Below are 25,200 nucleotides of genomic sequence, written 5' to 3'. Positions count from 1 at the left end.
GCTGGACATGGCCATCGACCGCGACACGGCGCTGAGCGCACCCCCCTCGGTGCAGGAGATCAGCTGGACCACCCGGGACGTGCTGCTCTACCACCTCAGTCTCGGGGCCGGCGGGGACGACGCCGACCCGGAGCTGCACCTCACCTACGAACGGGACCTCACGGTGCTGCCGACCTTCGCCATGGTCGCCGGGAGTGGGATCTCGGCCTCCGCGGGATCGGCCTCCGGGGCCTCGGCGCCGGGGGCGTCCCTGGACACGCCGGGTGTCGACATCGATCTCCGCTCGATCCTGCACGCGGGACAGGGACTTCGGGTCCATCGGCCGCTGCCGCCCGCCGGGGAGGCCACGGTCAGCTCACGCGTCACCGAACTGTGGGACAAGGGGAAGGCCGCGCTGATCGTACGGGAGTCCGCCGCGGTCGATCCACGAGGCGAGCCGCTGTGGACCGCCACGATGCGGCTCTGGGCCCGTGGCGAGGGAGGCTTCGGCGGTGATCCGGCTCCCGCGACCCCCTGGTCGGCCCCGGACCGCCCGGCGGATGTCGTACTCGACACGCCCACGACCCCGCAACAGGCCCTGCTCTACCGGCTGAACGGCGATCTGAACCCGCTGCACGCCGACCCGGGGGTGGCGCGGCGGGCCGGCTTCGAACGGCCGATCCTGCACGGGCTCGCGTCGTACGGACTGGTCTGCAAGGCGCTGGCGGACGGCCTGTTGGACGGTGACGTGACGCGGCTGACGGACCTGTCCGTGCGCTTCGCGGGCTCCCTGTGCCCTGGGGAGACGATCCGGACGCGGGTGTGGCGCGCGGGCGAGGAACTGACGCTGCACGCCACCTGTCCCGAGCGGGACGACGCGCCGGTGCTCACCCACGCGAAGGCGACGGTGGTCGCGTGAGTGCCGAAGGTCCCGAGACCGGCGGGACCCCCGAGGCCCCCGGGTTCGCCGGGTTCGCCGGGTCCGCCGGGGCCGGCGGGTCCGCCGTACGTCCCGACGGACTCGTCGCGGAGGCACACGAGGACGGCGTGGACGGGGCAGCCGCCGCCGCCCGCCGGGTGATCTCCGCCCTCCTGCGTACCGGTGACGACACCGCCGCCGACATGGCCGGAATGGCCAAGCAACTCCACGCGGTCGCGGACCAGTTGGAGGAGCACGCCCCGGCCCGGGAGACCCGGCTGGTGAACATGTGGCGGGGCGACGGCATCACCCGGCACGACCCGGTGACCGGTCCGGAGAACGCCCTGGCGCCCCCGTTGCGACTGACGGGCAGGGCGGACGGCTCCGTCGAGGGCACCGTCACGCTGGGCATCGCCTACCAGGGTCCGCCCGGGTGCGTGCACGGTGGCGTTTCGGCACTGCTGCTGGACCACACCTTCGGGGTCGCCAACCACTGGGCCGGCCTCTCCGGGATGACCGCGGAACTCACGCTGCGCTACCGGCGTCCCTCGCCGCTGTTCGAACCGTTGACGATCACCGGCCGGCAGATCTCCGTGGACGGCGCGAAGATCCGTACGGTCGGCGGGATCGCGGCGGGCGGGCGGGACTGCGTGACCGCGGAGGGGCTGTTCATCGCCAAACACCTGCCCCGCCCACGCTGAGCGTTCGGCGGCCCGGGCACTCCGACCTCCGGCCCCGGGCCGCCGGGCGCCTTCCCCCGAGTTCCCCCAAACCGCGGAGAGGCCGGCTGGTAGGCCGGCCTCTCCGCGTTCCCCTCCGGTCCTCCGGGTCAGGTGGTCACCTCACGGCGCAACACCTTCCCGGTCGCGTTCCGGGGCAGGCCCTCCTCGGTGAGCCGCCACCGGGACGGTACCTTGTAGCGCGCCAGCCGCTCCCGCGTGAACTCCACCAGCTCGGACTCGTCGAGCGCGGTGCGTCCGTCGGTCACCACCACGGCCGCCACCTCCTGCCCCAGGTCCGGATGCGGCACTCCGACCACCACGCACTCCCGAACTCCCGGGCACTCCGCGAGCACGTCCTCGACCTCCGCGGGGTAGACGTTCTCACCCGCGCGCAGGATCAGGTCGGACCGCCGGCTGGTGAGCCGTAGCCGGCCGCCCTCGAACACCCCGATGTCGCCGGTGTGCAGCCAGCGGTCCGCCCGGATGGCCTGCTCGGTGGCGGCCGTGTCCTGCCAGTACCCGAGCATCACGAACGGGCTGCGCAGGCAGATCTCGCCCTCTTCCCCCTCGGGGAGCGGCAGTCCCGCGGGGTCGCGGACCTCGACCTCCACGGTGACGACCGGACGCCCCAGGGAGTCCGGCGACTCCGCGAGGTCGGCCGCGGTCGCCACGGCCGCGCCGGTGGAGGACTCGGTCAGCCCGTAACTGTTGGCGAGCGCCCGCCCGGCGACCGGGAGCGCCGCGCGCAGCCGCCGGTGGAATGCCGGTGAGGACGGCGCCGAGGCGAGGGAGAACGCGGTCAGGGAAGACAGGTCGTACCGGCTCAGGTCACCGTGTTCGAGCAGACGGTGGGCCATGGTCGGTACGGCGCCCCAGTTGGTGACCCGCTCGCGTTCGACGAGCCGCAGCACCCGGTCCACCTCGAACCGGCCCAGGTGCAGGACGACGGTGCCCCCGTCGGCGATCCGGGGGACGGCGAGATTGTGCAGCGTCGCGATGTGGAACAGCGGCAGCGCCAGCAGGTGGCGGCGGTCCGCGGGCCGCAGGGGGTCGCCCATCTCCGTGGCGACGGCGCCGTTGAGCCGGTGGTAGTCGATGACGGCCAGCAGATTGCGATGCGAGTGCACCGCGCCCTTCGGGCGGCCCGACGTGCCGCTGGTGTACACGATGACCGCCGGGTCGTCCTCGTCGATCTCCGGCGTCGGCAGCGGCGCGTCCGGGTGCCGGCGGGAGAGTTCCTCGATGTCCTCCTCGAGCGTCAGCAGACGCACCTGGGAGGTGTCGACGAGCGCGGCCCGTTTGGCGTCGGCGATGACCAGCTTGGGGCCGGTATGGCCGAGGGAGTACTCGATCTCCCGGGCCGACCACCAGGAGTTGCCGCCCACCGCGATCGCGCCGAGCGACACCGTCGCCCAGAACGCGACGATCCACCCGGGCGTGTTCTGCGCGAGGATCGTCACCCGGTCGCCCTTACGGACGCCGTACCCCTCGTGCAGCACCCGCGCCAGCGACGCGACCCGGCGCGCGTGTTCCGCGAAGGAGATCCGTTCCCGCTCGGTGACGAGGTAGTCGCGCTCGCCGTGCCGTACGGAGTCGGACAGCACCTCGGTGAGTGAGGTACGGCGGTGGGCGAACACCCGCATGCGTGCGCCGAGTACGTCCTCGTGCGCCAACTCGAAGGCGCCACCGGGAGCGGTGAGCCGCCGCACGACCTCCGACACCGCTTCCCGGTGGTCCGTCGTCGCGCTCATGGGCGACCCCCTCGCGAGTAGGAGCGTCCGGCGGTGGGTGAGCGGCACCCTGTTCGGGCTGTACGCCGATGCCCGGCGCGCTCCCGCTCCCACCCACCTACCGCGAGACGCTCTGGGTTCAAGACGGGCGCCATTCTTCTCCTCCGCCTCTCCGGGGAAAGCCGGCTCCCGGTGACCGGGACCAGGAGCGGGAGCGGGCACGTCCTCCGCACGCGTACGCACGCTCCCGCCCGCCGGGGTCACCGGAAGGAACGGGTGGTGGGCCGTACGACTGCTGGCGCCGCGAGCCCGTACCACTCAGCGGGACCCGGGATCGCACGCGAGGTGCGGCGTCCAGAGGATCGCCGGGGGCAGTGGTGCCGCGTCAAGCGAGGAGGAACCGTGGGACATCTGGACGGCAAGGTCGCGGTCGTCACGGGGGCGGGACAGGGCGTAGGCCAGGGAATCGCCCTCGCGCTCGCCGAGCGGGGGGCGTCGGTGGCGGTGCTCGGGCGCACGCCCGGGAAGCTGGAGACGACCTGTGAACTGCTACGGGAACGGGGGGCACGAGCCGAGGCGTTTCCCTGCGACGTGCTGGAGACCGAGCGGATTCCGGCGGTGGTGGAGGAGGTCGCCGAGGGCTTCGGCGCCCTCGATATCCTGGTCAACAACGCGTACAGCGGGAAGTACGGTCCGCTGCTCTCACTCAGTGACACGGACTTCCAGCGCGGCTTCCACAGCGGGCCGTTCGCCGCCCTCGCGTTCATGAAGGCGTGCCATCCGCACCTGCGGCGCGGCGGCGACGGCGTGATCATCAACCTGGTGACCGCCGCCATGGTCCGCTGGGACCTGAGCACCTACGGCGCGTACGCCGCCGCGAAGACCGCCATCCGCTCGCTGACCCGCACGGCCGCGAACGAGTGGGGGCCGGACGGTATCCGGGTGAACGCGATCGCCCCGCACGCCGCCTCACCCGGATACCTGCGGTGGGAGCGGGCCAACCCGGAGGAGGCGGCGGCCTTCTCGGAGACCATCCCGCTGCGCCGCGTCGGGGACTGCGAGCAGGACATCGGGCGTGCGGTGGCGATGCTCTGCGGACCGGACGCCCGCTACCTCACCGGTGCGACGGTGCCGTTGGACGGCGGACAGGCCAACTTCGACTGACACCCGAGCGGCATCTCCCGGTCAGCGGGATCGACCCGGCCGCGCCGGTCATCCGGTGGCTAACGTCGCGACCGCCCACCCTGACAGGTGTGCGGACGGAGGCATCATCTTGACCCAGAACGCGCACCAGACGTCCGGAGTCCCGGACGTGCTGGCCCCCGCGGAGCTCGGCCCCCTCACCCTGCGGAACCGCACGATCAAGGCGGCGACGTACGAGGGGCTGAGCCGTGACAGCCTTGTCACCCAGGAGCTGATCGACTTCCACGTACGGCACGCGGCCGGCGGAGTGGGCATGACCACCGTCGCCTACTGCGCGGTCGCGCCGGAGGGCCGGACCGACCGGCACCAGGTGCTGTGGCGGACCGAGGCGTTGCCGGGGCTGCGTAGGCTGACCGAGGCCGTACACGCCGAAGGGGCGGCCGTCTCCGCGCAGATCGGACACGCCGGCCCGGTCGCCAACCCGAAGTCCAACGGCCTCCCGGCCCTGGCCCCCAGTCGGCACTTCCACAAGACGACCCTCAGTTTCGCGCGTGAGGCGACGCGCGCCGACCTGCGGCGCATCGTCCGGCAGCACGCGGAGGGCGCGCGCATGGCCGTGGACGCGGGCTTCGACGCGGTGGAGATCCACCTGGGGCACAACTATCTCGCCAGTTCGTTCCTCAGCCCGCGGGTCAACCGCCGTAAGGACGAGTACGGCGGCAGCCTGGAGAACCGCGCCCGCCTCGCTCGGGAGATCGCCCGGGCCGTACGTGCCGAGGTCGGCCAAGAGGTCGCCGTGCTGGCCAAGCTGAACATGGACGACGGTGTCCCGGGCGGCTTCTGGCTGGACGAGGCCATCCCGGTCGCCCAGTGGCTGGAGGCGGACGGGTCGCTCGACGCCCTGGAACTGACGGTCGGCAGTTCGTTGTTGAACCCCATGTACCTCTTCAAGGGCGACGTCCCGCTGCGGGAGTTCGCCTCCGTGATGCCCGAGCCGGTACGGACCGGGGTCAAGCTCGTCGGGAACCGTGTCCTGCGCGAGTATCCCTACCGGGACGCCTATCTGCTCGAGCAGGCACGGCAGATCCGCGCGGCCGTCGACCTGCCGCTGGTCCTCCTCGGTGGCATCACCGACCGCTCGAGCATGGACCTGGCGATGCGGGAGGGTTTCGAGTACGTCGGCATGGCCCGCGCGCTGCTGCGCGAACCGGACCTGGTCAACCGCATCCGAGCGGACGAGGCCACCCCGTCACTGTGCATCCACTGCAACAAGTGCATGGTCACCATCTACGGCGGCACCCGCTGCGTGCTCGTCGACACGATCGGCGTCCGCACCAGCGCCCCGATCACCGGGTGAGAGGGGGCGGACGTGCGTCACGACACCATCGCCGACCTGCTGCTCGCCCGCGGTGCCGACGAGCGCCTGGGTCTGCGGACCCGCGCGGAGAGCTGGACCTGGGCCGAGGTCGTACGGGAGAGCGCGGCCCGCGCGTCGCTGGCCGGGAAGCTGCGTGCCGAGGGCCCCTTCCACATCGGGGTGCTGCTGGACAACGTCCCGGAGTACGTCTTCTGGCTCGGCGCCGCCGCCCTCAGCGGAGCGACGGTCGTCGGCATCAACCCCACCCGCGGCGGCACGTACCTGGAGCAGGAGGTACGCCACACCGACTGCCAGCTGATCATCACCGACAAGGCCGGACGGGCCCGCCTGGACGGCCTCGACGTGGGCGTACGGCCCGAACGGTTCCTGCTCGTGGACGACCCCGGATACGCCGAACTGTTGGCCCGGCGCGCCGCCGAGCCGGCCCGGGCTTCGGACGTCACCGCCGACACGAGGATGCTGCTGCTGTTCACCTCGGGCACGACGGGCGCCTCCAAGGCGGCGATCTGCTCGCAGGGCCGGCTGGCCGGACTCGGCCACTCCAACGCCGCGAAGTACGAGGTCGGGCCGGACGACGTCTGCTACTGCCCGATGCCGCTCTTCCACGGCAACGCGCTGATGGCGCTGTGGGCCCCGGCGCTGACCGCGGGCGCCACCCTCGCGCTCACCCCGAAGTTCTCCGCCTCCGGCTTCCTGCCGGACGTACGGCACTTCGGCGCCACCTTCTTCACGTACGTGGGGAAGGCCGTGGCGTACGTCCTGGCGCAACCGGAACGCGACGACGACGCCGAGAACCCCCTCACGCACGCCTTCGGCACCGAAGCCTCGCCCGAGGACCGGGCCACCTTCCTGCGCCGGTTCGGTTGCCGGCTCATCGAGGGCTACGGCTCCAGCGAGGGCGCCGGCATGCTCAGGCAGGCGCCCGACGCCCCGCTCGGGGTGCTCGGCGTGCCCGCCCGGGACAGCGTGCGGATCGTCCACCCCGCCACCCGGGAGAGCTGCCCGCCCGCCGCTTTGGACGAGCACGGTCGGGTGCGGAACCCGGAGGAGGCCATCGGGGAGATCATCGACACCGAGGGCGCCGCCCGGTTCGAGGGCTACTACAAGAACGACGCCGCCAACGCCGAGCGCGTGCACCATGGTTGGTACTGGACCGGCGACCTCGGATACGTCGACGAGGCCGGCTACTTCTACTTCGCCGGCCGGTCCGGCGACTGGATTCGGGTCGACGGGGAGAACACCTCCGCGCTGCTGGTCGAACGCATTCTGCGCCGGCACCCGGCCGTGGTCGCCGCCGGAGTCTTCGGCGTGTCCGATCCCCGCTCCGGGGACCAGGTGATGGCCGCCGTGGAGATCCCGCACGGGACCCGCTTCGAGGACCTGGGGCTGCCGGAGTTCCTCGAAGCGCAGGAGGATCTCGGCACCAAGGGCGCACCGCGCTTCGTACGGGTCTCGCACGCCCTGCCCACCACCGGCTCCAACAAGCTGCGCAAGAAGGAGATGCGGCTGGCGGGCTGGCGCACCGACGACCCGGTCTACCGCTGGGTCGGACGCGGCGAGCCCGACTACGTCCCGATGACCGAGGACGACAAGGCGGCGCTGCGGGACGAGTTCCTCGCCAACGGGCGCGGGCGCTTCCTCCCCTGACCGCGCTTCCGGAGCGCGCGGCAGCGGCGACACGAACAGAACGGGAGAACCACATGCAACTGCGCGAGAGTGTCGCGCACCGTGAGCTGCGCCGGGAGCTGCGGGCGTACTTCTCGGGCCTGTTGCCCGAGGACGAACGGCGGCGCGTCGGCGAGCAGGGCGTCGGCGGGGACCGCTTCCGCGAGGTCGTGGCGCGGCTGGGCGCGGACGGCTGGCTCGGCATCGGCTGGCCCACGGAGTACGGCGGTCAGGGCCGATCCGTCGAGGAACAGTACGTCTTCTTCGACGAGGTCCAACGAGCCGGTCTCCCTTTCCCGTTCGTGACCGTGAACACGGTCGGCCCCACGCTCATGGAGTACGGCACTCAGGAGCAGAAGAAGCGCTTCCTGCCCGGCATCCTCTCCGGTGACATCGTCTTCGCCATCGGCTACACCGAGGCCGGCGCGGGTACCGACCTGGCGTCGCTCTCGACCCGCGCGGTACGCAGCGGCGAGCACTTCGTCGTCGACGGCAGCAAGGTCTTCACCAGCGGCGCGAACACCGCGGACCAGATCTGGCTGGCGGCCCGTACCGACCCGGACGCGCCCAAGCACCGGGGCATCTCCATCCTGACCGTCCCCACCAGCGCCGAGGGCTTCTCCTGGAGCCCGATCCGGACCGTGGGCGGGCTGACCGTCACCGCCACCTACTACAGCGGTATCCGGGTGCCGGAGACCGACGTGGTGGGAGAGGTGAACGGCGGCTGGCGGCTCATCACCTCGCAACTGAACCACGAGCGGGTCGGCCTGGCCGCCCTCGGCGGACGGATGATCCAGCTCTGGGAGCACGTCCTGGACTGGGCCAGGGACAATGGCACCATCGACCTTCCCTGGGTGCGGCGGGAGTTCGCCCGCACTCACGCCCGGCTCGAGGCGATGCGGCTGCTGAACTGGAAGATGACCGACGCCGTCGGGCGGGGCGAACTGACCGGCGCCGACGCCGGCGCGGCCAAGGCGTACGGCACCGAGACGCATATCGACGTGCAGCGGAGCCTGACCCAGATCCTCGGCGCCGCCGGACGCGTCCGGCCGGAGTCACCGGGCGCCGCCCTGGCCGGACAGGTCGAACAGCTCTCCCGCCAGGGCATCGTGAACACCTTCGGCGGCGGCGTCAACGAGATCCTCCGGGACATGGTGGCCACCCAGGGCCTCGGCCTCCCCCGTAAGGGGCGTGGCGCGTGAGCGGGCACCAAGGGCACGACGACCACGGAGAACACGGCGGCCACGACGACTACGAAGCGCGGCTGCGTGCCTTCGTCGGAGGTGAGCTGACCGCGTCGACGCCCGGCCCGGACCCGGTGAACCAGCCGATGATCCGGCACTGGGTAGAGGCCATGGGCGACGAGAACCCGGTGTACGTCGACCAGGAGGCGGCCCGTGCCACGGGACGGCCCGGAGTGGTGGCACCGGCCTCCATGGTGCAGGCGTGGACCATGCGCGGATACGCCGCCGCCAGCGGAGCCTCCCCGTCCGCCCGGCGCGGATTCGACGAACTCGTGGGTCTCCTCGACGAGGGCGGCTACACCTCGGTCGTGGCGACCGACTCGGAGCTGGAGTTCCAGCGGGAACTCGCGCCCGGCGACGAGGTCCTGGTGCGGGAGGTCGTGGAGGAGATCTCCGCGGAGAAGAAGACCGGGCTCGGTGCCGGACGGTTCGTCACCACCCTGAAGACCTACCGCGATCAGCGGGGGGAGGTCGTCGCCACCCAGCGCTGGCGCACCCTGCGCTTCCGGCCCGCGCGGTCGGAGCCGGCGGCCGACACCGGTACGGGTACCGACACCGAGGCCAAGCCGCCGCCGCTACGCCCCCGGCCCGCCATCAACCAGGACAACACCTTCTGGTTTGAGGCGGCGAAGGAGCACAGCCTGCGTATCCAACGCTGCACGACCTGCGAACGGCTGCGCCACCCCCCGGGCCCCTGTTGCCCGGAATGCGGCAGCCTCAGCTGGGACACCGTCGAGGCGTCAGGGCACGGCCGGGTGTACAGCTTCGTGGTGAACCACCACCCGAAGCACCCGGCGTTCCCCTACCCGCTGGTCGTCGCCCTCGTCGAACTGGCCGAGGGAACCAGGCTGCTGACCAACCTGCTCGACGTCGCGCCCGAGGACGTCGAGATCGACATGCCCGTCGTCCTGGATTGGCTCGACGCCGACCCCGACTTGTCGCTGCCGGTCTTCCGGACCGCCGTGACGGAGGTGCACCCGTAATGGATTTCTCGCTGGGAGAGGAGCTGGAGGCGGTACGCGACCTGGCGCGGACGATCTTCACCGACCGTGCCACCCCCGAGCGGCTGCGGGAGGTCGAGACCTCCGACACCCGGTTCGACGAGCGGCTCTGGCACGATCTGGCCCGCGCCGAGCTGCTCGGCACCGCCCTGCCTGAGGGGGTCGGAGGCGCCGGACTCGGCATGGCCGCGCTGTGCGTACTGCTGGAGGAGCAGGGCCGGCGGGTGGCCCCCGTGCCGGTCTGGCCGGCCGTCCTCGGCGCGCTGGCGGTCGCCACGCACGGCACGGCGGAGCAGCGTACGGGCCTGTTGCCGGCCGCGGCCGAGGGTAGTGCCCGACTCACCCTGGCGCTGGAGGAGTTCGCCCCCGGCGATCCGCTCGCCCCGGGCACCCGGGCCACCGCGGGTCCGCGGGGCTGGTCGCTCAGCGGCACCAAGGCCGTGGTGCCCTCGCCGTCCGGAGCCGGCCGGGTGCTCGTCACGGCGGACACCGAGGCCGGCACCGGCCTCTTCCTGCTCGCCCCGGACGCCACCGGCACCGACTGGGAGCGGGCCGACACCACCAGCCACGAGCTGAGCGCCCAGCTGACGCTGACGGACGCCCCCGCCGAGGCGGTCGGTGCCCCGGGCAGCGGAGTGGTGGAGTGGCTCGTCGCCCGGGCCGGCGTGGCGCTGGCGGCCGTACAGCTCGGGGTGGCGGAGGGGGCGCTGCGGCACGCCGCCGACTACCTCGGCGAACGCGAGCAGTTCGGGCGACCGCTGGCCACCTTCCAGGCCGTGCAGCACCAACTCGCCGACTGCTACATCGACATCGAGGCGATGCGGGTGACGCTGTGGCAGGCGGTGACGGCGCTGGCAGACGCCGACACCGGCGACACGGACACGAGTGCCACGGGTGTCCCGGACGCCCCGGACGCCCCGGACGCCCCGGACAGCGCGGCCGACGGTCAGCGGGCCGCGCTGGTGGCCAAGTGGTGGGCCACCGAAGGCGGCTTGGACGTGGTCCACCGGGTCCAGCACGTGCACGGCGGCATGGGCGTGGACCTCGACTATCCGGTGCACCGCCACTTCCTGTGGGGCAAGCAGATCTCCACCACCCTGGGCGGGTCCGGTGCCGACCTCGCTCGGCTCGGGGCGGTCCTGGCCGGTGGGGAGGCCGCCCCGTGACACGGACCCGGGCGACCGAGCCCTCCTCGCACGCCGCCACGACCTCCTCGACGGTGCCCCGCACCCGTACGTACGAGGAGGTGGCCGTCGGCGAACCGCTCCCGGAGCTGGCGATCCCCCTGACCCGCACGTTCATCGTCGCCACGGCCCTCGCGAGCCGCGACTACCAGGACGTGCACCACGACCCGGACCTCGCGCGCGAGCGCGGTTCGAAGGACATCTTCATGAACATCCTGACCAGCAACGCCCTGGTCGACCGCTACCTCACCGAGTGGGCCGGCCCCGCCGCGGTCGTCCAGGCGATCCGGCTTCGGCTCGGCGCGCCCAACCACCCGGGCGACACGATGGTGCTCAGCGGCACGGTCACGGGCCGTACGGACGAGGAGCGGCGGGTCGAGATCGCGGTGCGGGGCACCAACGGCCTGGGCACCCACCTCAGCGGTACGGCCGAGGTGCGGCTGCCGAGGGAAGCGGGCGCGTCATGACCGTAGGCGCCCTCAGCGGGCACGCCGCCATCGCGGGCATCGGCGCGACGGAGTTCTCCAAGGCGTCCGGCCGCAGCGAACTCCAACTCGCCTGCGAGGCGGTGCTCAAGGCCGTCGCCGACGCCGGCCTCCGGCCCTCCGACGTGGACGGTCTGGTCACCTTCACCGCGGAGACCAGCTCCGAGATCCATGTGGCCCGCAACACCGGGATGGGCGAGCTGACGTTCTTCTCCCGGGTCGGCTACGGCGGCGGCGCGGGTGGCGGCACCGTCCAGCAGGCCGCCATGGCCGTCGCCACCGGCGCGGCGGAGGTGGTCGTCTGCTACCGCGCCTTCAACGAGCGTTCCGGGGAACGCTACGGCCTCGGGCAGGCCGACCGGCCGATGGACGTCAGCGCCGACCGGGCCGCGTACGCCTGGATGACCCCGTACGGCCTGAACACGCCCGCCCAGTGGGTGGCCATGTTCGCCCGCCGCTACATGCACGAGCACGGCGCGAGCACCGAGGACTTCGGCCGGGTCGCGGTCGTCGACCGCAAGCACGCCGCGAACAACCCGGCCGCCTGGTTCCACGGGCGCCCCATCACCCTGGAGGACCACCGCGAGTCCCGCTGGATCGCCGAGCCGCTGCGCCTGCTGGACTGCTGCCAGGAGACCGACGGCGGGCAGGCGCTGGTGATCGTGTCGGCGGAACGCGCCCGCGACCTGCCGCACCCGCCGGCCGTGATCCGCGGCGCCGCCCAGGGCTCGGGGACCGACCAGCACATGATGACCAGCTACTACCGCCCGAGCATCAGCGGCATCCCCGAGATGGGCCTGGTCGGCAGGCAGTTGTACGCCCAGAGCGGCCTCGGGCCCGGAGAGGTGGACGCCGCGGTGCTCTACGACCACTTCACCCCGCTCGTACTGCCGCAGCTTGAGGAACTCGGCTTCTGCGCCACCGGCGAGGCCCGGGACTTCATCGCCGACGGGCACCTGGAGGTCGGCGGCCGGCTGCCGACGAACACCCACGGCGGTCAGCTCGGCGAGGCGTATCTGCACGGCATGAACGGCGTCGCCGAGGGCGTCCGACTGATCCGCGGCACCTCGGTGAACCAGCCCGCGGACGTACGGCACGCGCTGGTCACCGCGGGCACCGGCGTACCGACCAGCGCCGTCCTCCTGGGGGTGGACCATTGACCGTCTCCCCGTGGCGTGGCCACGACCTCGGCAGCCGAAGCGTCCCCTACACGGAACGGGACGCGATCCTCTACGCGCTCGCGGTGGGCGCCCGGGCGACCGACCTCGACCTGGTCTTCGAGGAGCGCCTGCGGGTGCTCCCGACCTTCGCCCTGACGCTCGCCCAGTGGGCTCCGGACGCCCTCGGCGGCCTGGGCGCCTTCGACCCGACGACCGCCGTGCACGGGGCGCAGCGGCTGACCGTACGCCGGCCGTTGCCGCGGTCCGGCGCCGTACGGATGGCCGCGCGGGTGGCCGAGGTGTGGGACAAGGGACGGGCCGCGGTCTTCGAGGTCGAGGTGGTCAGCGACTACTTCGTGGCGACCTGGTCGCTGTTCGCCCCGGGCGGTGGCGGCTCCGGCGGGGAGCGCGGGCCCTCCGCGCCCCGACCACCCAAGAAGCCCGCCGAGCACCGGCTGTCGCTGGCCACCGGGCCGGAACAGGCCGCGCTCTACCGGCTGCTGGGGGACCGGCACCACATGCACATCGATCCGGCCGCGGCGGTCGCGGCCGGCATGCCTCGTCCGTTCCTGCACGGTCTGTGCACGCTCGCGGCGGTGACCCTGCCGATCGCCAGGGCCGTGCACGCGCACCCCGCCGACCTGGTCGAGCTCGAGGGCCGCTTCGCGGCTCCGGTTTTCCCGGGTGACCCGCTCGAGGTGCGGGGTTGGGGAGACGACGACGCGGCCGGGCTGCGGTTCGAGACCTCTGCGCCCGAGCGTACGGCCCACTCCGGGGGACGTGCCCGGTTCCGGCCGGCCCGCGACGTGACGGACGGCACCCGAACACGGAAGGAAGACACCGATGCTGGATACCCCGCGGCGCGCCAAGGCCGCTGAGCTGTTGCGGGACGCGGAGCGGGACCGGGCTCCCGTCGAGCCGCTGACCGACACCTTCCCCGGGATCGACGTCGTCGACGCGTACGAGATCCAGCTGCGGAACATCGAACGGCGGCGGGCGGGCGGCGTGTCGGTGCGCGGCCACAAGGTGGGGCTGTCCTCCGAGGTCATGCAGCGGATGATGGGCGTGGACGAGCCCGACTACGGCCATCTGCTCTCCGACATGGTGCTGTCCGAGGATGTTCCGGTCGACACGGCCCGTTACTGTCAGCCGCGTATCGAGGTGGAGATCGGCTACGTCCTCGGCGAGAGCCTGCCCGGCGAGGAGTGCACCGAGGCGGACGTCATCGCCGCGACCGAGTACGTCGTCCCCGGCATCGAACTGATCGACAGCAGGATCGCGGACTGGCGGATCGCGCTGGAGGACACCATCGCGGACAACGCGTCCTCGGCCGGGGTGCTGCTGGGGAGCGGCCGTGTCGCGCCAACGGACCTGGATCTGGCGGGCGTTGGCGCCGTGCTGTACCAGGGCGGGGAGGAGATCGCGCGCGGCGACACCAGCGCGGTACTGGGGGACCCGACGGTGGCGGTGGCGTGGTTGGCCCGCAAGGTCGCCGGTTTCGGGGTGCGGCTGGAGGCCGGTCAGCTGGTGCTGCCGGGGTCGTGCACGCGGGCGGTCGACGCGCGGCCCGGCGACGAGTTCCGCGCCGAGTTCGAGGGCCTGGGCTCGGTGTCCGCCCGCTTCGTTTGAGCGTTCCGGGACCTGAGGCGTTCCGGGACCTGCGCGTGTCGGGATCTGGCGCGTGCCGTCGGGCCTGGGGCGCGCTCGACCCACTCAGCGGGACAGGCCCACGGGCGGAACCAGAATTCGTACTAGTTTCGGCCTCGCCGTATCCGCCACGCACGAGGAGAAAGAGACAGGATGAGCTCGAGGAGCAGCCTGGAAGGGCGCACCGCCGTCGTCACCGGCGCCGGTGCGGGCCTGGGCAGGAGCGAGGCGTTGGCGCTGGCGGCCGACGGGGCGAACGTGGTGGTGAACGACATGGGCCCGGGTGCCGAGGAGGTCGTCACCGAGATCCGGGACCTGGGCGGCACGGCGGTCGCGGTCACCGGTGACGTCGGCGACTGGTCCATGGGTGACCGCCTGGTGCGGACCGCGGTGGAGCGGTTCGGCAGCCTGGACGTCCTCGTCAACAACGCGGGCGTCCTGCGCGACAGGATGCTGTTCAACCTCAGCGAGCCCGACTGGGACGACGTGGTCCACGTCCATCTCAAGGGGCACGCCGCCGTCTCCCGCGCGGCAGCGGCGCACTGGCGGGCCGCCAGCAAGACCGCCGGCGGTCCGGTGTACGGACGGGTCGTCAACACCGCGTCCGAGGCGTTCCTCTTCGGCGCCCCGGGCCAGCCGAACTACTCGGCGGCCAAGGCCGGCATCGTCGCGCTGACCCTGGCGACGGCGCAGGGTCTCGCCCGGTACGGCGTACGCGCCAACGCCATCTGCCCGCGCGCCCGTACGGGCATGACCGCCGACGCCTTCGCCACCGACGCCGCCGAGGACGGCGCCGGAGACGGCCTGGACCCACTCGCTCCCGAGCGGGTCGGCACGTTCGTGAGCTATCTCGCCTCGCCCGCCTCGGACGGGATCAGCGGCCAGGTGTTCGTGGTCTACGGCGACATGGTCGCCCTGCTGGCCCCGCCCACCGTGGAACGGAAGTTCACCGCGGCGGACGGCGCCTTCAGCACGGAGGAGTTCGAGTCCCAGCTGGGCGCGTACTTCGCCGACCGCGACCCGCACCAGACGTTCGCTGCCTACGACATCGCCCGGCTCGACCCGTCCTTCGACACCATGGAGACGAATCGATGATCGACAAGGACACGTACGGACCGTGGGCCGTCATCGCCGGAGGCTCCGAGGGCGTCGGCGCCTCGTTCGCCCACCAACTCGCCGAGGCGGGCGTCAACCTGGTGCTCATCGCCCGCAAGCCGGGTCCACTCGAGCAGACCGCCGAGGAGATCCGGGCCACCGGTGTGGAGGTACGCACCCTCCCGCTCGACCTGTTGGACAGCGCGGCACCGCGAGCGATCCGCGCGGCGACCGAGGATCTCGACGTCGGCCTGCTGATCTTCAACGCGGGGGCGAACAGCTACGGTCACGAGTTCGTCACCGGTGACCTCGAGCGCGTCCGAGAGGTGATCGACCTCAACATCACCGCCCAGTTGGCGCTCGCCCACCACTTCGGCGCGCGGATGAAGGAGCGGGGGCGTGGCGGCATCATGCTGGTCGGCTCGCTGTCCGGCTACATGGGGCAGGCGCAGATCAGCGTGTACTCCGGAGTGAAGGCGTTCGGCAGGATCTTCGCCGAGGGGCTGTGGCTGGAGCTGAAACCGCACGGCGTACACGTGCTGGAGCTGGTGCTGGGGGTGACCCGCACGCCGTCCATGGAGCGGGCGGGCCTGCGGATGGACCTCCCAGGCCTGAACGTCGCCGAACCGGACGATGTCGCGCGCGAGGGGCTGGCGCACCTTGCCGACGGGCCGGTGTGGATCGCCGGCGGGAACGACGCGACGGCGGAGAAGCGCAACGACATCGGGGACCGCGCGGCACTCGTCACCGGGGCCCACGAGGCGTCCCAGCGCATGCTCCCCAAGGAGTGAGCGGGATGCCGCCCGAGGAGACCACGATCCCCGGCGCCCTCACGCTCGCCGCGACCGCCGCCCCGGACGTGGAGGCGGTGGTGGACGGCGAGCTGCGTCTGAGCTACCGGCAGCTGCGGGACGAGGCCCTGGCGGTCACCCGGTCGCTGCTCGCCCGGGGGACCGCACGGGGCGACCGAATCGCGCTGTGGGCCCCGAACAGCACCCGCTGGATCACCGCGGCGCTCGGGGTGCTGAGCGCCGGGGCGGTGCTCGTCCCGGTCAACACCCGCTACAAGGGCGAGGAGGCGCGCGACGTGCTGCGCCGTAGCGGGGCCCGACTGCTGTTCGTCGAGGACGGCTTCCTCGGCAATGACTATCTGGCGCTGCTCGGTGTCCAGGGCGAGTCGGACCGGACCGCACCGGACCGTCCGGTCCCGGATCTGACCGACCTCGCCGAGGTGGTCACCCTCGACCAGGGCCAGCGGGCGGGGGCGACGTCCTGGGAATCCTTCCTGCGTGACGGCGACCGGGTCCCGACCGACGAGGCCGTCGCCCGGGCCGTGTCCGTACGAGCGGACGACGTGTCGGACGTGCTGTTCACTTCCGGCACGACCGGCCGCCCCAAGGGCGTGCTGACCACGCACGGGCAGAACGTACGGACGTACCGGGCCTGGTGCGACCGCACCGGCCTGGTGCGCGGCGACCGCTACCTGATCATCAATCCGATGTTCCACTCCTTCGGATACAAGGCCGGGGTGCTGGCCTGTCTGCTGCGCGGCGCCACGATGGTGCTGCAACTGGTCTTCGACGTCGCCGAGACCATGCGGCTCGTGCAGACAGAGTCCGTCACCGTGCTGCCGGGCCCACCGACGATCTACACCTCCCTCCTGGACGCGCCGGGCCGGGAGGACTACGACCTGTCCTCCCTGCGGCTGGCCGTGACGGGAGCCGCCACCGTGCCGGTCGCCCTGGTCCGGCGGATCCGGGCGGAGTTGTTCCCGACGGTGCTGACCGCGTACGGCCTCACGGAGTCCTGCGGGACGGTGAGCGCGTGCACCGCGCGGGACCCCGACGAGGCCGTCGCCCGTACGGCCGGCCGCCCCATCGAGGGCGTCCGCGTCCGGGTCGTCGACGCTCAGGGGGAGGGGCTGCCCGCCGGGCGGGACGGCGTCGTCCTGGTCCGGGGCCACAACGTCATGCGCGGCTACCTGGACGACCCGGAGGCCACCGCGGAGGCCGTCGATCCGGAGGGCTGGCTGGACACCGGCGACATCGGGCACCTCGACGAGGACGGCAGGTTGACCCTCACCGGCCGGTCGAAGGAGATGTTCGTCGTCGGGGGCTTCAACGTCTCCCCGGCGGAGGTCGAGCAGACCCTCGCCCGGCACGACGCCGTCGCGGAGGCCGCGGTGATCGGTGTCCCCGACCACCGGATGGGGGAGATCGGGCACGCGTACGTGACGCTGCGTCCGGGGGCGGTGACGACCCCCACGGAACTCGTCGACCACTGCCGTGAGTTGCTCGCGAACTTCAAGGCCCCCCGGGAGGTGACCGTCCTCGAGACGTTGCCGCGCAACGCCGCCGGCAAGATCCGTAAGGACGACCTGCGCGGGACATCCCGTTGACCGGTCATGGCGCCGGTCGCGGGGCCTCGGGCTCGCCTCGTACCCGGCGGCGGGCCCTCGAACGCAGCGACACGGAGGACACCACGATGGCCAACACCGCACTGGAGTCGGTACGCGCCCTGCTGCCCGGCATAGCCGAGCGCGCGCGGGCCGCCGACGAGGAGGGACGCGTCCCGGAGACGACGGTCCGGGAACTCGTCGACGCCGGCGTCTTCCGGATGCTGCAGCCCAGCCCGTACGGCGGGCAGGAGCGCGAACCGGTCGAGTTCTACGAGGTGGTGCGGGCCCTCTCCGCCGTCTGCTGCTCCACGGGCTGGGTCACCGCGGTGCTGGGCGTGCACCCCTGGCAACTGGGCCTCTTCCCCAAGCGTGCCCAGCAGGAGGTCTGGGGGAGCGACGGCGACACCCTGGTCTCCTCCGCGTACGCGCCCGCGGGCCGGCTCACCGCGGTCGACGGCGGCTACCAGCTCAGCGGCCACTGGAGCTTCTCCTCCGGCTGTGAGTACGGCCGATGGGTCCTGCTCGGGGCGCTGGTCGTCGGGGCACAGGGCCGGCCGACGGACTTCCTGACGGTGCTCGTGCCCCGGTCGGACTACCGGATCGAGGAGGTCTGGGACGTCGTGGGGCTGCGGGGCACGGCCAGCAACGACATCCTCGTCGACAAGGCGTTCGTGCCGGCCCACCGGGTCCTGAGGAACTACGAGCAGGCTCAGCTCAGGGGCCCGGGGCAGCGGGTCAACTCCGGGCCGTTGTACCGGCTTCCGTTCGCGGCGGTGTTCACCAGCGCGATCACCTCTCCGGTCATCGGCGCGGCGGTGGGCTGCTACGAGTCGTATCTCTCCCGCATGACGGAGCGGGTCCGGCTGAGCCTCGGCGGCGGTCAGTTCGCGGAGGACCCGTACGCGCAGGTCGCCATCGCCCGGGCGGGCTCGGAGATCGACGCGGCCGTGCTGCAACTGGACCGGAACATCCGCGAGTTGACCGAGCACGCCACCGCGCGCCGGGACATCCCCATGGAGCTGCGGCTGCGCACCCGGCGGGACCAGGTGCGGGGGACGGAGCGCGCGGTCCACGCGATCGACCTGCTGTTCAAGACGGCGGGCGGCAACTCGCTGCGGCGCGGCAACCCGATCGAACGAGCCTGGCGGGACGCCCACGCGGGTAGCGTGCACGTGGCCAACGACGTGGAGCGGACCCTCGCCCTGTACGGCCGGGGCGCGTTCGGGCTGACAGTCGAGGACAACCTGGTCTGAGGCCCGGCCTCGGCCGAGCTCCCGGGCTCCGGTTCGGGCTGCGGTCCCGGGCGCCCCGGAGGACCGGGACGCCCGGCGGGTCAGGAAGCCCCGCTGGACCGGGCCGCGAGATACCGGGCGGGGAACTCGCCGCCGCCGTGCACGGCTAGGTCCGCGCCGTTGACGTAGGACGCCAGACCACTCGCGAGGTAGAGACAGCCGCGGGCCACATCCTCGGGCACGGCCATCCGTTCCATCGGGATCACCTCGGACACGGCGGCTCCGCCGTCCTCGCCGTACACGGCCGCGGCGTTCTCGGTGCGGATGAGGCCGGTGGTGATGTGGTTGACCCGTACGGCCGGCGCCCACTCCAGGGCCAGTGCCCGGGTGAGTGACAGCAGACCGGCCTTGGCGGCGGAGTACGCGGCCGTGCCGGGCTGGGGTTGGTGCGCGGAGACGCTCCCGATGTTGATGATCGAGCCCCCCGTGGGTTGGGAGCGCATGACCCGGTTCGCCGCCTGCGCCGCGTAGAACGGCGCGAGCAGGTTGAGCGCGACGATCTTGTCGACGAAGCGCGGCGACACCTCGGCCGCGTCCGCGCTGGGGGAGCCGCCGGCGTTGTTGACCAGCACGTCCAGGCGTCCGAAGCGTGCCACGGTCTCATCGACCAGGGTGGTCGCCGCCTCGGCCTCCCGTACGTCGGCGGCCAGGAACACCGCGCGACGCCCGTCCGCGCTCGGCAGCTCTGGCGGTTCACCGCGACCACAGACCACGACGTCCGCTCCGGTGAGGAGGAACGCCTCGGCGATGGCGGCGCCGATGCCCTTGGTGCCGCCGGTCACGACGACGCAGTGCCCGGTGAAGTCCACCGGATTGCTGATGTCCATGTCTCGCCCCCCGCCGCCGTCCCGGCGGCTCTCGCGGTTCGGTGGGTGCTGTCGAGCGACCGGCGCCGTGCGGTACTCGGACACGGCGGGGCCGGGGTCAGTCAGGTCAGCGACGTCGTACGGCCCGGCCCGTTCGCGTTCCGGCGAACGTAGCCCCTCGGCGCGCGGAGGTGCGCGGTGTCCCGGTGAACGGGAGCGGAGCGGCGGGGCGTTCGCGCGGAACAGCGCCCCGGCGGCCAGCGGCTCAGTGGCTCAGCGGCCCCGGTGGCTCAGCGGCCAGGAGCGTTGGAGCGGGCCGCGAGCAGCACCTCGCACGCGAGCCGGACCTCGGTCTCCGCCTCGGAGAGCGTCGAGTGCGCGTAGATCGCGGAGATGAGCACGCCGTGCCAGCTCTTCATCAGCAGCCGTACGAGACGGTTGTCCTGGTCGGTCGGTTCCACCAGGCCGAGCAGCCCGAGGACGGTGTCGTGCACCTTGGCCTCGGTCGCGGCGGCCTCGCTGACCGTGGCGACGTGCGCGGCGTAGGTGCTCTGCATCATCGCGCTCGCCAGCCGCGGAGTGCGCAGCATGTGCCGGGTGGAGCGCAGGAGCGTCTCGGCCACCGCTTCCACGGGGTCGGCCGCGGCGTCGATCTCGGGCGAGCTCTCGCCCATCCGCTCGACCTGTCCGGCCATGATCGCCGTGAACAGGTGCGTCTTGGAGGGGAAGTAGCGGTACAGCGTCGCGATGGCGACGCCGGCCTCCTTCGCCACGTCGTGCATCTGCACGTGGTCGAGCCCGTGTTCCGCGCCGAGGCGGGCCGCCGCGTCCAGAATGCGCTCGTGCCGGGCTCGCTGTCCCGGCGACTGCGGCTCCGCGGCCGGGCGGTCTGCGGCGATTCTCGGCACGGTTCCTCCCCCTCGTGACCTTCGCTGGCAAACCCCATGCTAGTGCCGCGTCAGCCAAGGTGAGCCCCGTCGCGACGCTCGGCACAGCGCCCGCTGCGTGAGGACGCGGCACCAGTGCCGGCGGAAGCGCGGTCGGTCGCGCGGGCTTGGCGAACGCGAGAGGCCCCAGCATCCGGTACGGACCACCGGCGGGGACATCCGGCGTACCGCTGAGTGGGATCGACGCCCGGCGCGCGCGGACGTCATGGGTTTCCTCGGTGACACGGTGAGATCAGCGACCAGGGAGGTCGGCGCGTGGCGGGGAACTGGGACGAGGAGTACGACGTCGTCGTCGTGGGATCGGGAGGCGGCGCGCTGACCGGCGCGTACACGGCCGCCAGTGCGGGCCTGGCGACCGCGGTGGTGGAGAAGACCGCACTGCTGGGCGGGACCTCGGCCTACTCCGGCGCCGCGCTGTGGCTGCCCGGCTCGCAGGTGCAGGCACGGGACGGGGTCGGGGACTCGACCGAGGCGGCCCGTACGTACCTCCGCGCGCTGTTGGGCGCCGACGACACCGGGAAGCAGGAGGCGTTCCTTCGGGAGGCGCCCGTGCTCGTGGGGGAGTTGGAGGCGGACCCGGCCATCGAGTTCCGGTTCCGGGTCTTCCCCGACTACTACGACCGGCCGGGCCGGGTGCCGGGTGGCCGGTCCTTCGTGCCGCTCGACATCGACGCGGCCGAGCTGGGCGATCTGGCGCCCCTGATCCGTCCGTCGGTGGAACGCAACCGGGCCGGCGAGGGCCATGCCCCCGGCCCACTGAGCGCCGGGCGCGCGCTGATCGGCCGGCTGCTGCTCGCGTACCACCGCACCGGCCACGGCGTCCTCCGCCTAGGGACGTGTGTGGAGGAGCTGGTGACCAACGAAGACCGGGTGACCGGGGTCGTCGCCGTCCGGGAGGGCAGGGTCGTCCGGCTGGGCGCGCGGAGGGGGGTGCTCCTCGCCGGGGGCGGGTTCGAGCGCAACGCCGACCTGCGTCGTGCCCATCGGGTCCCCGGCCACGCCGACCGGGCGATGGCGCCGCTCGGCACCAACACCGGCGAACCCGTCCGCGCCGCCACCGCGATCGGGGCGGTGACCGCGCTGATGCACGAGGCATGGTGGTGCCCTGGCGTCGCCATGCCGGATGGCCGGGCCGGCTTCGTGCCCGGGTTCACCGGCGGACTCGTCGTCGACGCGCACGGCTCCCGGTATGCCAACGAGTCGCTGCCGTACGACCGCTTCGGACGCGAGATGGCGGCCGACCCGGCTCGCACGCCCTCCCAGGTGATCTTCGACAGTGCGGCCGGCGGCCGGTTCCCCGGCATCGCGATGCCGCCGGGTGACCCGTCCGAGCACCTGGCCGCGGGAACGTGGAGCAGGGCCGACACCCTGGAGGAGCTGGCCGTACGGATCGGCGTCCCGGCCGAGGCCCTGACCGCGACCGTCGACCGGTTCAACGGCTTCGTCGACGCCGGTCGGGACGCGGACTTCGGCCGCGAACGGGACGAGTTCGGCCACTGGTTCGGCGACCCCGTGCTGCGCGCCGTCCGCGAACCTCCCTACTTCGCCGCGCGGCTCGTACTCGCGGACCTGGGTACGAAGGGCGGCCTCGTCACGGACGTGCGCGGACGGGCGTTGCGGGAGGACGGCTCGCCGATCGCCGGCCTGTACGCCGCCGGCAACACCAGCGCGTCCTTCACGGGGGACTGCTACCCCGGCCCCGGTATCCCGATCGGCACCGCGATGGTCTTCGGGGCGCTGGCCGCCAAGGACATGGCCGGCTGAGCGACGGGTCGTCCGGCGGCCGTGCGGGTCCGGCGTGTGTACGAGGCGGCGTGCGGTCGCGCGTACGGCTCGGCCGGTACCGCTCAGTGGGATCGCGGCACCGACCACCCGGCACCGCTCCTACGTTGACGGGGACGCTGCCGGTGATGAGCACCCACGCTGAAAGGTAGGACTCACATGACCACGGACGAGGTTCGCAGCATCGAGGCGGACGCTGTGCCGACACGCTTCGCCCGTGGCTGGCACTGTCTGGGACTGGCCCGGGACTTCGCGGACGGGAAGCCGCACACGATCCACGCCTTCGGGCAGAAGCTGGTCGTGTGGGCCTCCTCGGACGGCACGCTGAACGTGCTCGACGCCTACTGCCGGCACATGGGCGGAGACCTGTCCCGCGGCACGGTGATCGGTGACGACGTCGCCTGCCCCTTCCATTCCTGGCGGTGGGGCGGCGACGGACGCTGCACCGGCGTGCCCTACGCCCGCCGGGCGCCGATGCGGGCCCGTACGGCGGCGTTCCCGACGCTGCAACAGGACGGCCTGCTGTTCGTGTGGCACGACCCGGAGGGCAAGGCGCCGCCCGAGGACGTGACGGTGCCGCGCATCGAGGGCGCGACGAGCGACGAGTGGACGGACTGGACCTGGTACTCGGTCCTGATCGAGGGCTCGAACTGCCGCGAGATCATCGACAACGTGGTGGACATGGCGCACTTCTTCTACGTGCACTACTCCTTCCCCACGTACTTCAAGAACATCTTCGAGGGTCACACCGCGACCCAGGTCATGGAGGGCGTCGCGCGGGAGGACGTGCGCCGGCCACAGGCCGAGGGGAGCGGCGCTCCCAAGGTGCAGGGCCAGACCTCGGTGGCCACCTACCACGGTCCGTCGTTCATGACCGACGAGCTGACCTATCACTACAGCGACGGCGACGTGGAGTCGGTGCTGATCAACTGCCACTATCCGGTGAGCTCGGACTCGTTCATGTTGCAGTACGGCGTCGTGGTGCGGAAGGCCGAGCACCTCGGCGGCTCGGCGGAGGAACTGGCCGGGAAGATGGCCGAGTTCATCAAGATCGGCTTTGAGCAGGACGTCGAGATCTGGCAGCACAAGGCGCGGATCGACAACCCGCTTCTGTGCGAGGAGGACGGCCCGGTCTACCAGCTGCGCCGCTGGTACGAGCAGTTCTACGTGGACGTCGCCGAGGTGAGCCCGGAGATGACCGACCGCTTCGAGTTCGAGATCGACACGACGCGGCCCAACGAGGCGTGGCAGGCCGAGGTCGCGGAGAACCTCGCGAGACAGGCCGACGTCTCGACAGAGAGCCAGCCGGTCTGATGGCTCCACGGACCGACAACCGGTTGCTCGACTCCCCGATGCGGCCCGTCGTATGCCGGGCGTGCGGCGCCCGGGTGGCGGCGCGCAAGAGCAGTTGGGAGCAGACCAGCGTCCAGTGGGACTCCGAGGCGCTGAGCGCCTGCGCCGAGCGCCGGCTGCTGCCGTCCGGCTCGCGGTCGGGCGTTGGCGGACCGGGTTCCAGCGGTTCGGGTATCAGCGGTCCGGATCCCGGCGGGCCGGGGTTCCGAGGATGCCGGGCGCTCGCGGCGACGATCCGGGAGGCGGCGGCCGCGGGGGAGATCCCCGTGCGGGAAGAGCTGCCGGCGGACGGCTGAGCACGCTCCCCGACGGCTCCGGTAGTGACGCGCGGCGGGCTTCCGCTCGCCGCTCGGTGTGGCCGTACCTATCCTGCGAGAGCGCGTGGCCGGTGTCACGCGCCGGCTGGACGGGGAGGAAAATAGAATTCATTACAGTTGCCCTGGAAGCACTGCACCCGGGCGAGACGCGAGGAAACGACGCATGAGTACTCCCAGCTTGGCAGGCAGGACCGCCCTCGTCACCGGAGGGGCCTCGGGCATCGGCGGTGCCGTCACGAAGCTGTTCGTCGACCGTGGCGCCCGGGTCGTCGTCGTGGACCTACAGGAGGAGGCCGGGGAGGCGCTCGCCCGCCAGCTCGGCGACGCCATGGTGTTCCTGCGCGGGGACGTGTCCGACCGGGCCGTCGCCGACACGGCCGTCGCGACCGCCGCCGAGCGCTTCGGAGGGCTCGACGTCCTGGTGAACAACGCGAGCGTGTCCCGGCAGCGACCCTTCGAGGAGCAGACGGCGGAGGACTGGGACCTCGCCATGGACACGAGCCTGTACGCCACCCGCAACTTCATGCTCGCGGCGCTGCCGGAACTGCGTGCCTCCGGGGCGGGCTCGGTGATCAACTTCGGTTCCGGCGCGGGCTTGGACGGCCAGCCCAACCAGGCGTCGTACGCCGCGACGAAGGAGGCCATCCGGGGCCTCAGCCGGGTCGTGGCCAACGAGTGGGCCCAGCACGACATACGGGTCAACGTGGTGTGCCCCATGGCGCTCACCGCCGGAGTGGCCCAGTGGGCCGAGGCGCGCCCCGAGCAGTACGCGCAGTCGGCCGCCAAGGTCCCGCTCGGGCGGTTCGGCGACCCGGACGAGGACGTCGCGCCCATCGTGGCCTTCCTCGCCAGCGATGACTCGCGGTACATGACCGGTCAGACCCTGATGGCGGACGGTGGCGCGATCAAACTCCGCTGAGCCGTACGCGGTTCGCGGTTCGCAGCGACGGCCG

At 72.3% G+C, this 25,200-nt stretch carries 23 protein-coding genes; 20 read left to right on the top strand and 3 right to left on the bottom strand.

What is annotated here, in order from left to right; translation table 11 throughout:
• Positions 1-7: 7 nt before the first annotated feature.
• Complete coding sequence (locus tag AN216_RS06525) at positions 8-898, top strand: MaoC/PaaZ C-terminal domain-containing protein (RefSeq protein ID WP_070195634.1); 891 nt, start codon at positions 8-10, stop codon at positions 896-898.
• The gene (locus AN216_RS06520) at positions 895-1,599 is read left to right on the top strand and encodes a PaaI family thioesterase (protein WP_079166326.1); all 705 of its coding nucleotides are present in this window, start codon (positions 895-897) and stop codon (positions 1,597-1,599) included. Before AN216_RS06525 ends, AN216_RS06520 begins: the two co-directional genes overlap by 4 nt.
• 128 nt (positions 1,600-1,727) lie before the next feature.
• On the opposite strand, the gene casG is transcribed toward AN216_RS06520, so the two are convergent.
• Complete coding sequence (gene casG / locus AN216_RS06515) at positions 1,728-3,371, bottom strand: steroid-24-oyl-CoA synthetase (RefSeq protein ID WP_070195633.1); 1,644 nt, start codon at positions 3,369-3,371, stop codon at positions 1,728-1,730.
• Between the two features lie 381 nt (positions 3,372-3,752).
• Here casG and AN216_RS06510 point away from each other — a divergent pair, with 381 nt between their 5' ends.
• The 14 genes from AN216_RS06510 to hsaA all read left to right on the top strand — a co-directional run bounded on the left by AN216_RS06510 (position 3,753) and on the right by hsaA (position 19,003).
• On the top strand, positions 3,753-4,514 hold the full coding sequence (locus AN216_RS06510; protein WP_070195632.1) for an SDR family NAD(P)-dependent oxidoreductase: 762 nt from the start codon (positions 3,753-3,755) through the stop codon (positions 4,512-4,514).
• A 109-nt stretch (positions 4,515-4,623) separates the two neighbouring features.
• Positions 4,624-5,850 (top strand): NADH:flavin oxidoreductase, encoded by a 1,227-nt coding sequence (locus AN216_RS06505; protein ID WP_070195631.1) that lies wholly within the window; start codon positions 4,624-4,626, stop codon positions 5,848-5,850.
• Positions 5,851-5,862: 12 nt separating this feature from the next.
• Positions 5,863-7,518, top strand: coding sequence for a steroid-22-oyl-CoA synthetase (gene casI, locus AN216_RS06500; protein WP_070195630.1), 1,656 nt, complete (start codon positions 5,863-5,865; stop codon positions 7,516-7,518).
• 53 nt (positions 7,519-7,571) lie between these two features.
• A complete protein-coding gene (locus tag AN216_RS06495) occupies positions 7,572-8,738 on the top strand; it encodes an acyl-CoA dehydrogenase family protein (RefSeq protein ID WP_070195629.1) in 1,167 nt (388 codons plus the stop codon).
• A complete protein-coding gene (locus tag AN216_RS06490; protein ID WP_244502351.1) occupies positions 8,735-9,763 on the top strand; it encodes a bifunctional MaoC family dehydratase N-terminal/OB-fold nucleic acid binding domain-containing protein in 1,029 nt (342 codons plus the stop codon). Before AN216_RS06495 ends, AN216_RS06490 begins: the two co-directional genes overlap by 4 nt.
• Positions 9,763-10,947 carry an acyl-CoA dehydrogenase family protein gene (locus AN216_RS06485; protein WP_070195628.1) on the top strand — a complete coding sequence of 395 codons (1,185 nt, stop codon included), beginning with the start codon at positions 9,763-9,765 and terminating at the stop codon, positions 10,945-10,947. The genes AN216_RS06490 and AN216_RS06485 overlap by 1 nt, the downstream gene beginning before the upstream one ends.
• An 80-nt stretch (positions 10,948-11,027) precedes the next feature.
• Positions 11,028-11,432 carry a MaoC family dehydratase gene (locus AN216_RS06480; protein WP_212732680.1) on the top strand — a complete coding sequence of 135 codons (405 nt, stop codon included), beginning with the start codon at positions 11,028-11,030 and terminating at the stop codon, positions 11,430-11,432.
• Positions 11,429-12,610, top strand: a complete 1,182-nt coding sequence (locus AN216_RS06475; RefSeq protein ID WP_070195627.1) for a lipid-transfer protein — start codon at positions 11,429-11,431, stop codon at positions 12,608-12,610. The genes AN216_RS06480 and AN216_RS06475 overlap by 4 nt, the downstream gene beginning before the upstream one ends.
• On the top strand, positions 12,607-13,488 hold the full coding sequence (locus tag AN216_RS06470) for a MaoC/PaaZ C-terminal domain-containing protein (RefSeq protein WP_070195626.1): 882 nt from the start codon (positions 12,607-12,609) through the stop codon (positions 13,486-13,488). The genes AN216_RS06475 and AN216_RS06470 overlap by 4 nt, the downstream gene beginning before the upstream one ends.
• Positions 13,454-14,239, top strand: a complete 786-nt coding sequence (locus tag AN216_RS06465) for a 2-keto-4-pentenoate hydratase (RefSeq protein ID WP_070195625.1) — start codon at positions 13,454-13,456, stop codon at positions 14,237-14,239. The genes AN216_RS06470 and AN216_RS06465 overlap by 35 nt, the downstream gene beginning before the upstream one ends.
• Positions 14,240-14,410: 171 nt before the next feature.
• Positions 14,411-15,352 (top strand): 3-oxoacyl-ACP reductase, encoded by a 942-nt coding sequence (locus tag AN216_RS06460; protein WP_070195624.1) that lies wholly within the window; start codon positions 14,411-14,413, stop codon positions 15,350-15,352.
• Positions 15,349-16,143, top strand: coding sequence for an SDR family NAD(P)-dependent oxidoreductase (locus AN216_RS06455; RefSeq protein ID WP_070195623.1), 795 nt, complete (start codon positions 15,349-15,351; stop codon positions 16,141-16,143). The genes AN216_RS06460 and AN216_RS06455 overlap by 4 nt, the downstream gene beginning before the upstream one ends.
• Before the next feature lie 5 nt (positions 16,144-16,148).
• Positions 16,149-17,750 carry a FadD3 family acyl-CoA ligase gene (locus AN216_RS06450; RefSeq protein WP_070195622.1) on the top strand — a complete coding sequence of 534 codons (1,602 nt, stop codon included), beginning with the start codon at positions 16,149-16,151 and terminating at the stop codon, positions 17,748-17,750.
• An 86-nt stretch (positions 17,751-17,836) separates the two neighbouring features.
• On the top strand, positions 17,837-19,003 hold the full coding sequence (hsaA, locus tag AN216_RS06445; protein WP_070195621.1) for a 3-hydroxy-9,10-secoandrosta-1,3,5(10)-triene-9,17-dione monooxygenase oxygenase subunit: 1,167 nt from the start codon (positions 17,837-17,839) through the stop codon (positions 19,001-19,003).
• 80 nt (positions 19,004-19,083) lie between these two features.
• On the opposite strand, the gene AN216_RS06440 is transcribed toward hsaA, so the two are convergent.
• Both AN216_RS06440 and AN216_RS06435 read right to left on the bottom strand, forming a co-directional pair.
• Positions 19,084-19,869 carry an SDR family oxidoreductase gene (locus AN216_RS06440; RefSeq protein ID WP_070195620.1) on the bottom strand — a complete coding sequence of 262 codons (786 nt, stop codon included), beginning with the start codon at positions 19,867-19,869 and terminating at the stop codon, positions 19,084-19,086.
• A 269-nt stretch (positions 19,870-20,138) separates the two neighbouring features.
• Positions 20,139-20,756: a TetR/AcrR family transcriptional regulator gene (locus tag AN216_RS06435; RefSeq protein WP_079166324.1), complete on the bottom strand. Its 618-nt coding sequence runs from the start codon at positions 20,754-20,756 to the stop codon at positions 20,139-20,141.
• 294 nt (positions 20,757-21,050) lie between these two features.
• Here AN216_RS06435 and AN216_RS06430 point away from each other — a divergent pair, with 294 nt between their 5' ends.
• The 4 genes from AN216_RS06430 (at position 21,051) to AN216_RS06415 (ending at position 25,166) form a co-directional block, all read left to right on the top strand.
• Positions 21,051-22,559 (top strand): FAD-binding protein, encoded by a 1,509-nt coding sequence (locus tag AN216_RS06430; protein ID WP_070195619.1) that lies wholly within the window; start codon positions 21,051-21,053, stop codon positions 22,557-22,559.
• A gap of 177 nt (positions 22,560-22,736) precedes the next feature.
• The gene (locus AN216_RS06425; RefSeq protein WP_070195618.1) at positions 22,737-23,891 is read left to right on the top strand and encodes a 3-ketosteroid-9-alpha-monooxygenase, oxygenase component; all 1,155 of its coding nucleotides are present in this window, start codon (positions 22,737-22,739) and stop codon (positions 23,889-23,891) included.
• On the top strand, positions 23,891-24,226 hold the full coding sequence (locus tag AN216_RS06420; RefSeq protein WP_070195617.1) for a hypothetical protein: 336 nt from the start codon (positions 23,891-23,893) through the stop codon (positions 24,224-24,226). The genes AN216_RS06425 and AN216_RS06420 overlap by 1 nt, the downstream gene beginning before the upstream one ends.
• A 184-nt stretch (positions 24,227-24,410) precedes the next feature.
• Positions 24,411-25,166, top strand: a complete 756-nt coding sequence (locus tag AN216_RS06415; RefSeq protein WP_070195616.1) for an SDR family NAD(P)-dependent oxidoreductase — start codon at positions 24,411-24,413, stop codon at positions 25,164-25,166.
• Positions 25,167-25,200 lie beyond the last annotated feature (34 nt).

Source organism: Streptomyces oceani (genome assembly GCF_001751245.1).
Classification (GTDB): Bacteria; Actinomycetota; Actinomycetes; order Streptomycetales; family Streptomycetaceae; genus Streptomyces; species Streptomyces oceani.
The sequence above is the reverse complement of the archived record's forward strand: the minus strand, read 5'-3'. Positions and strand labels throughout refer to the sequence as shown.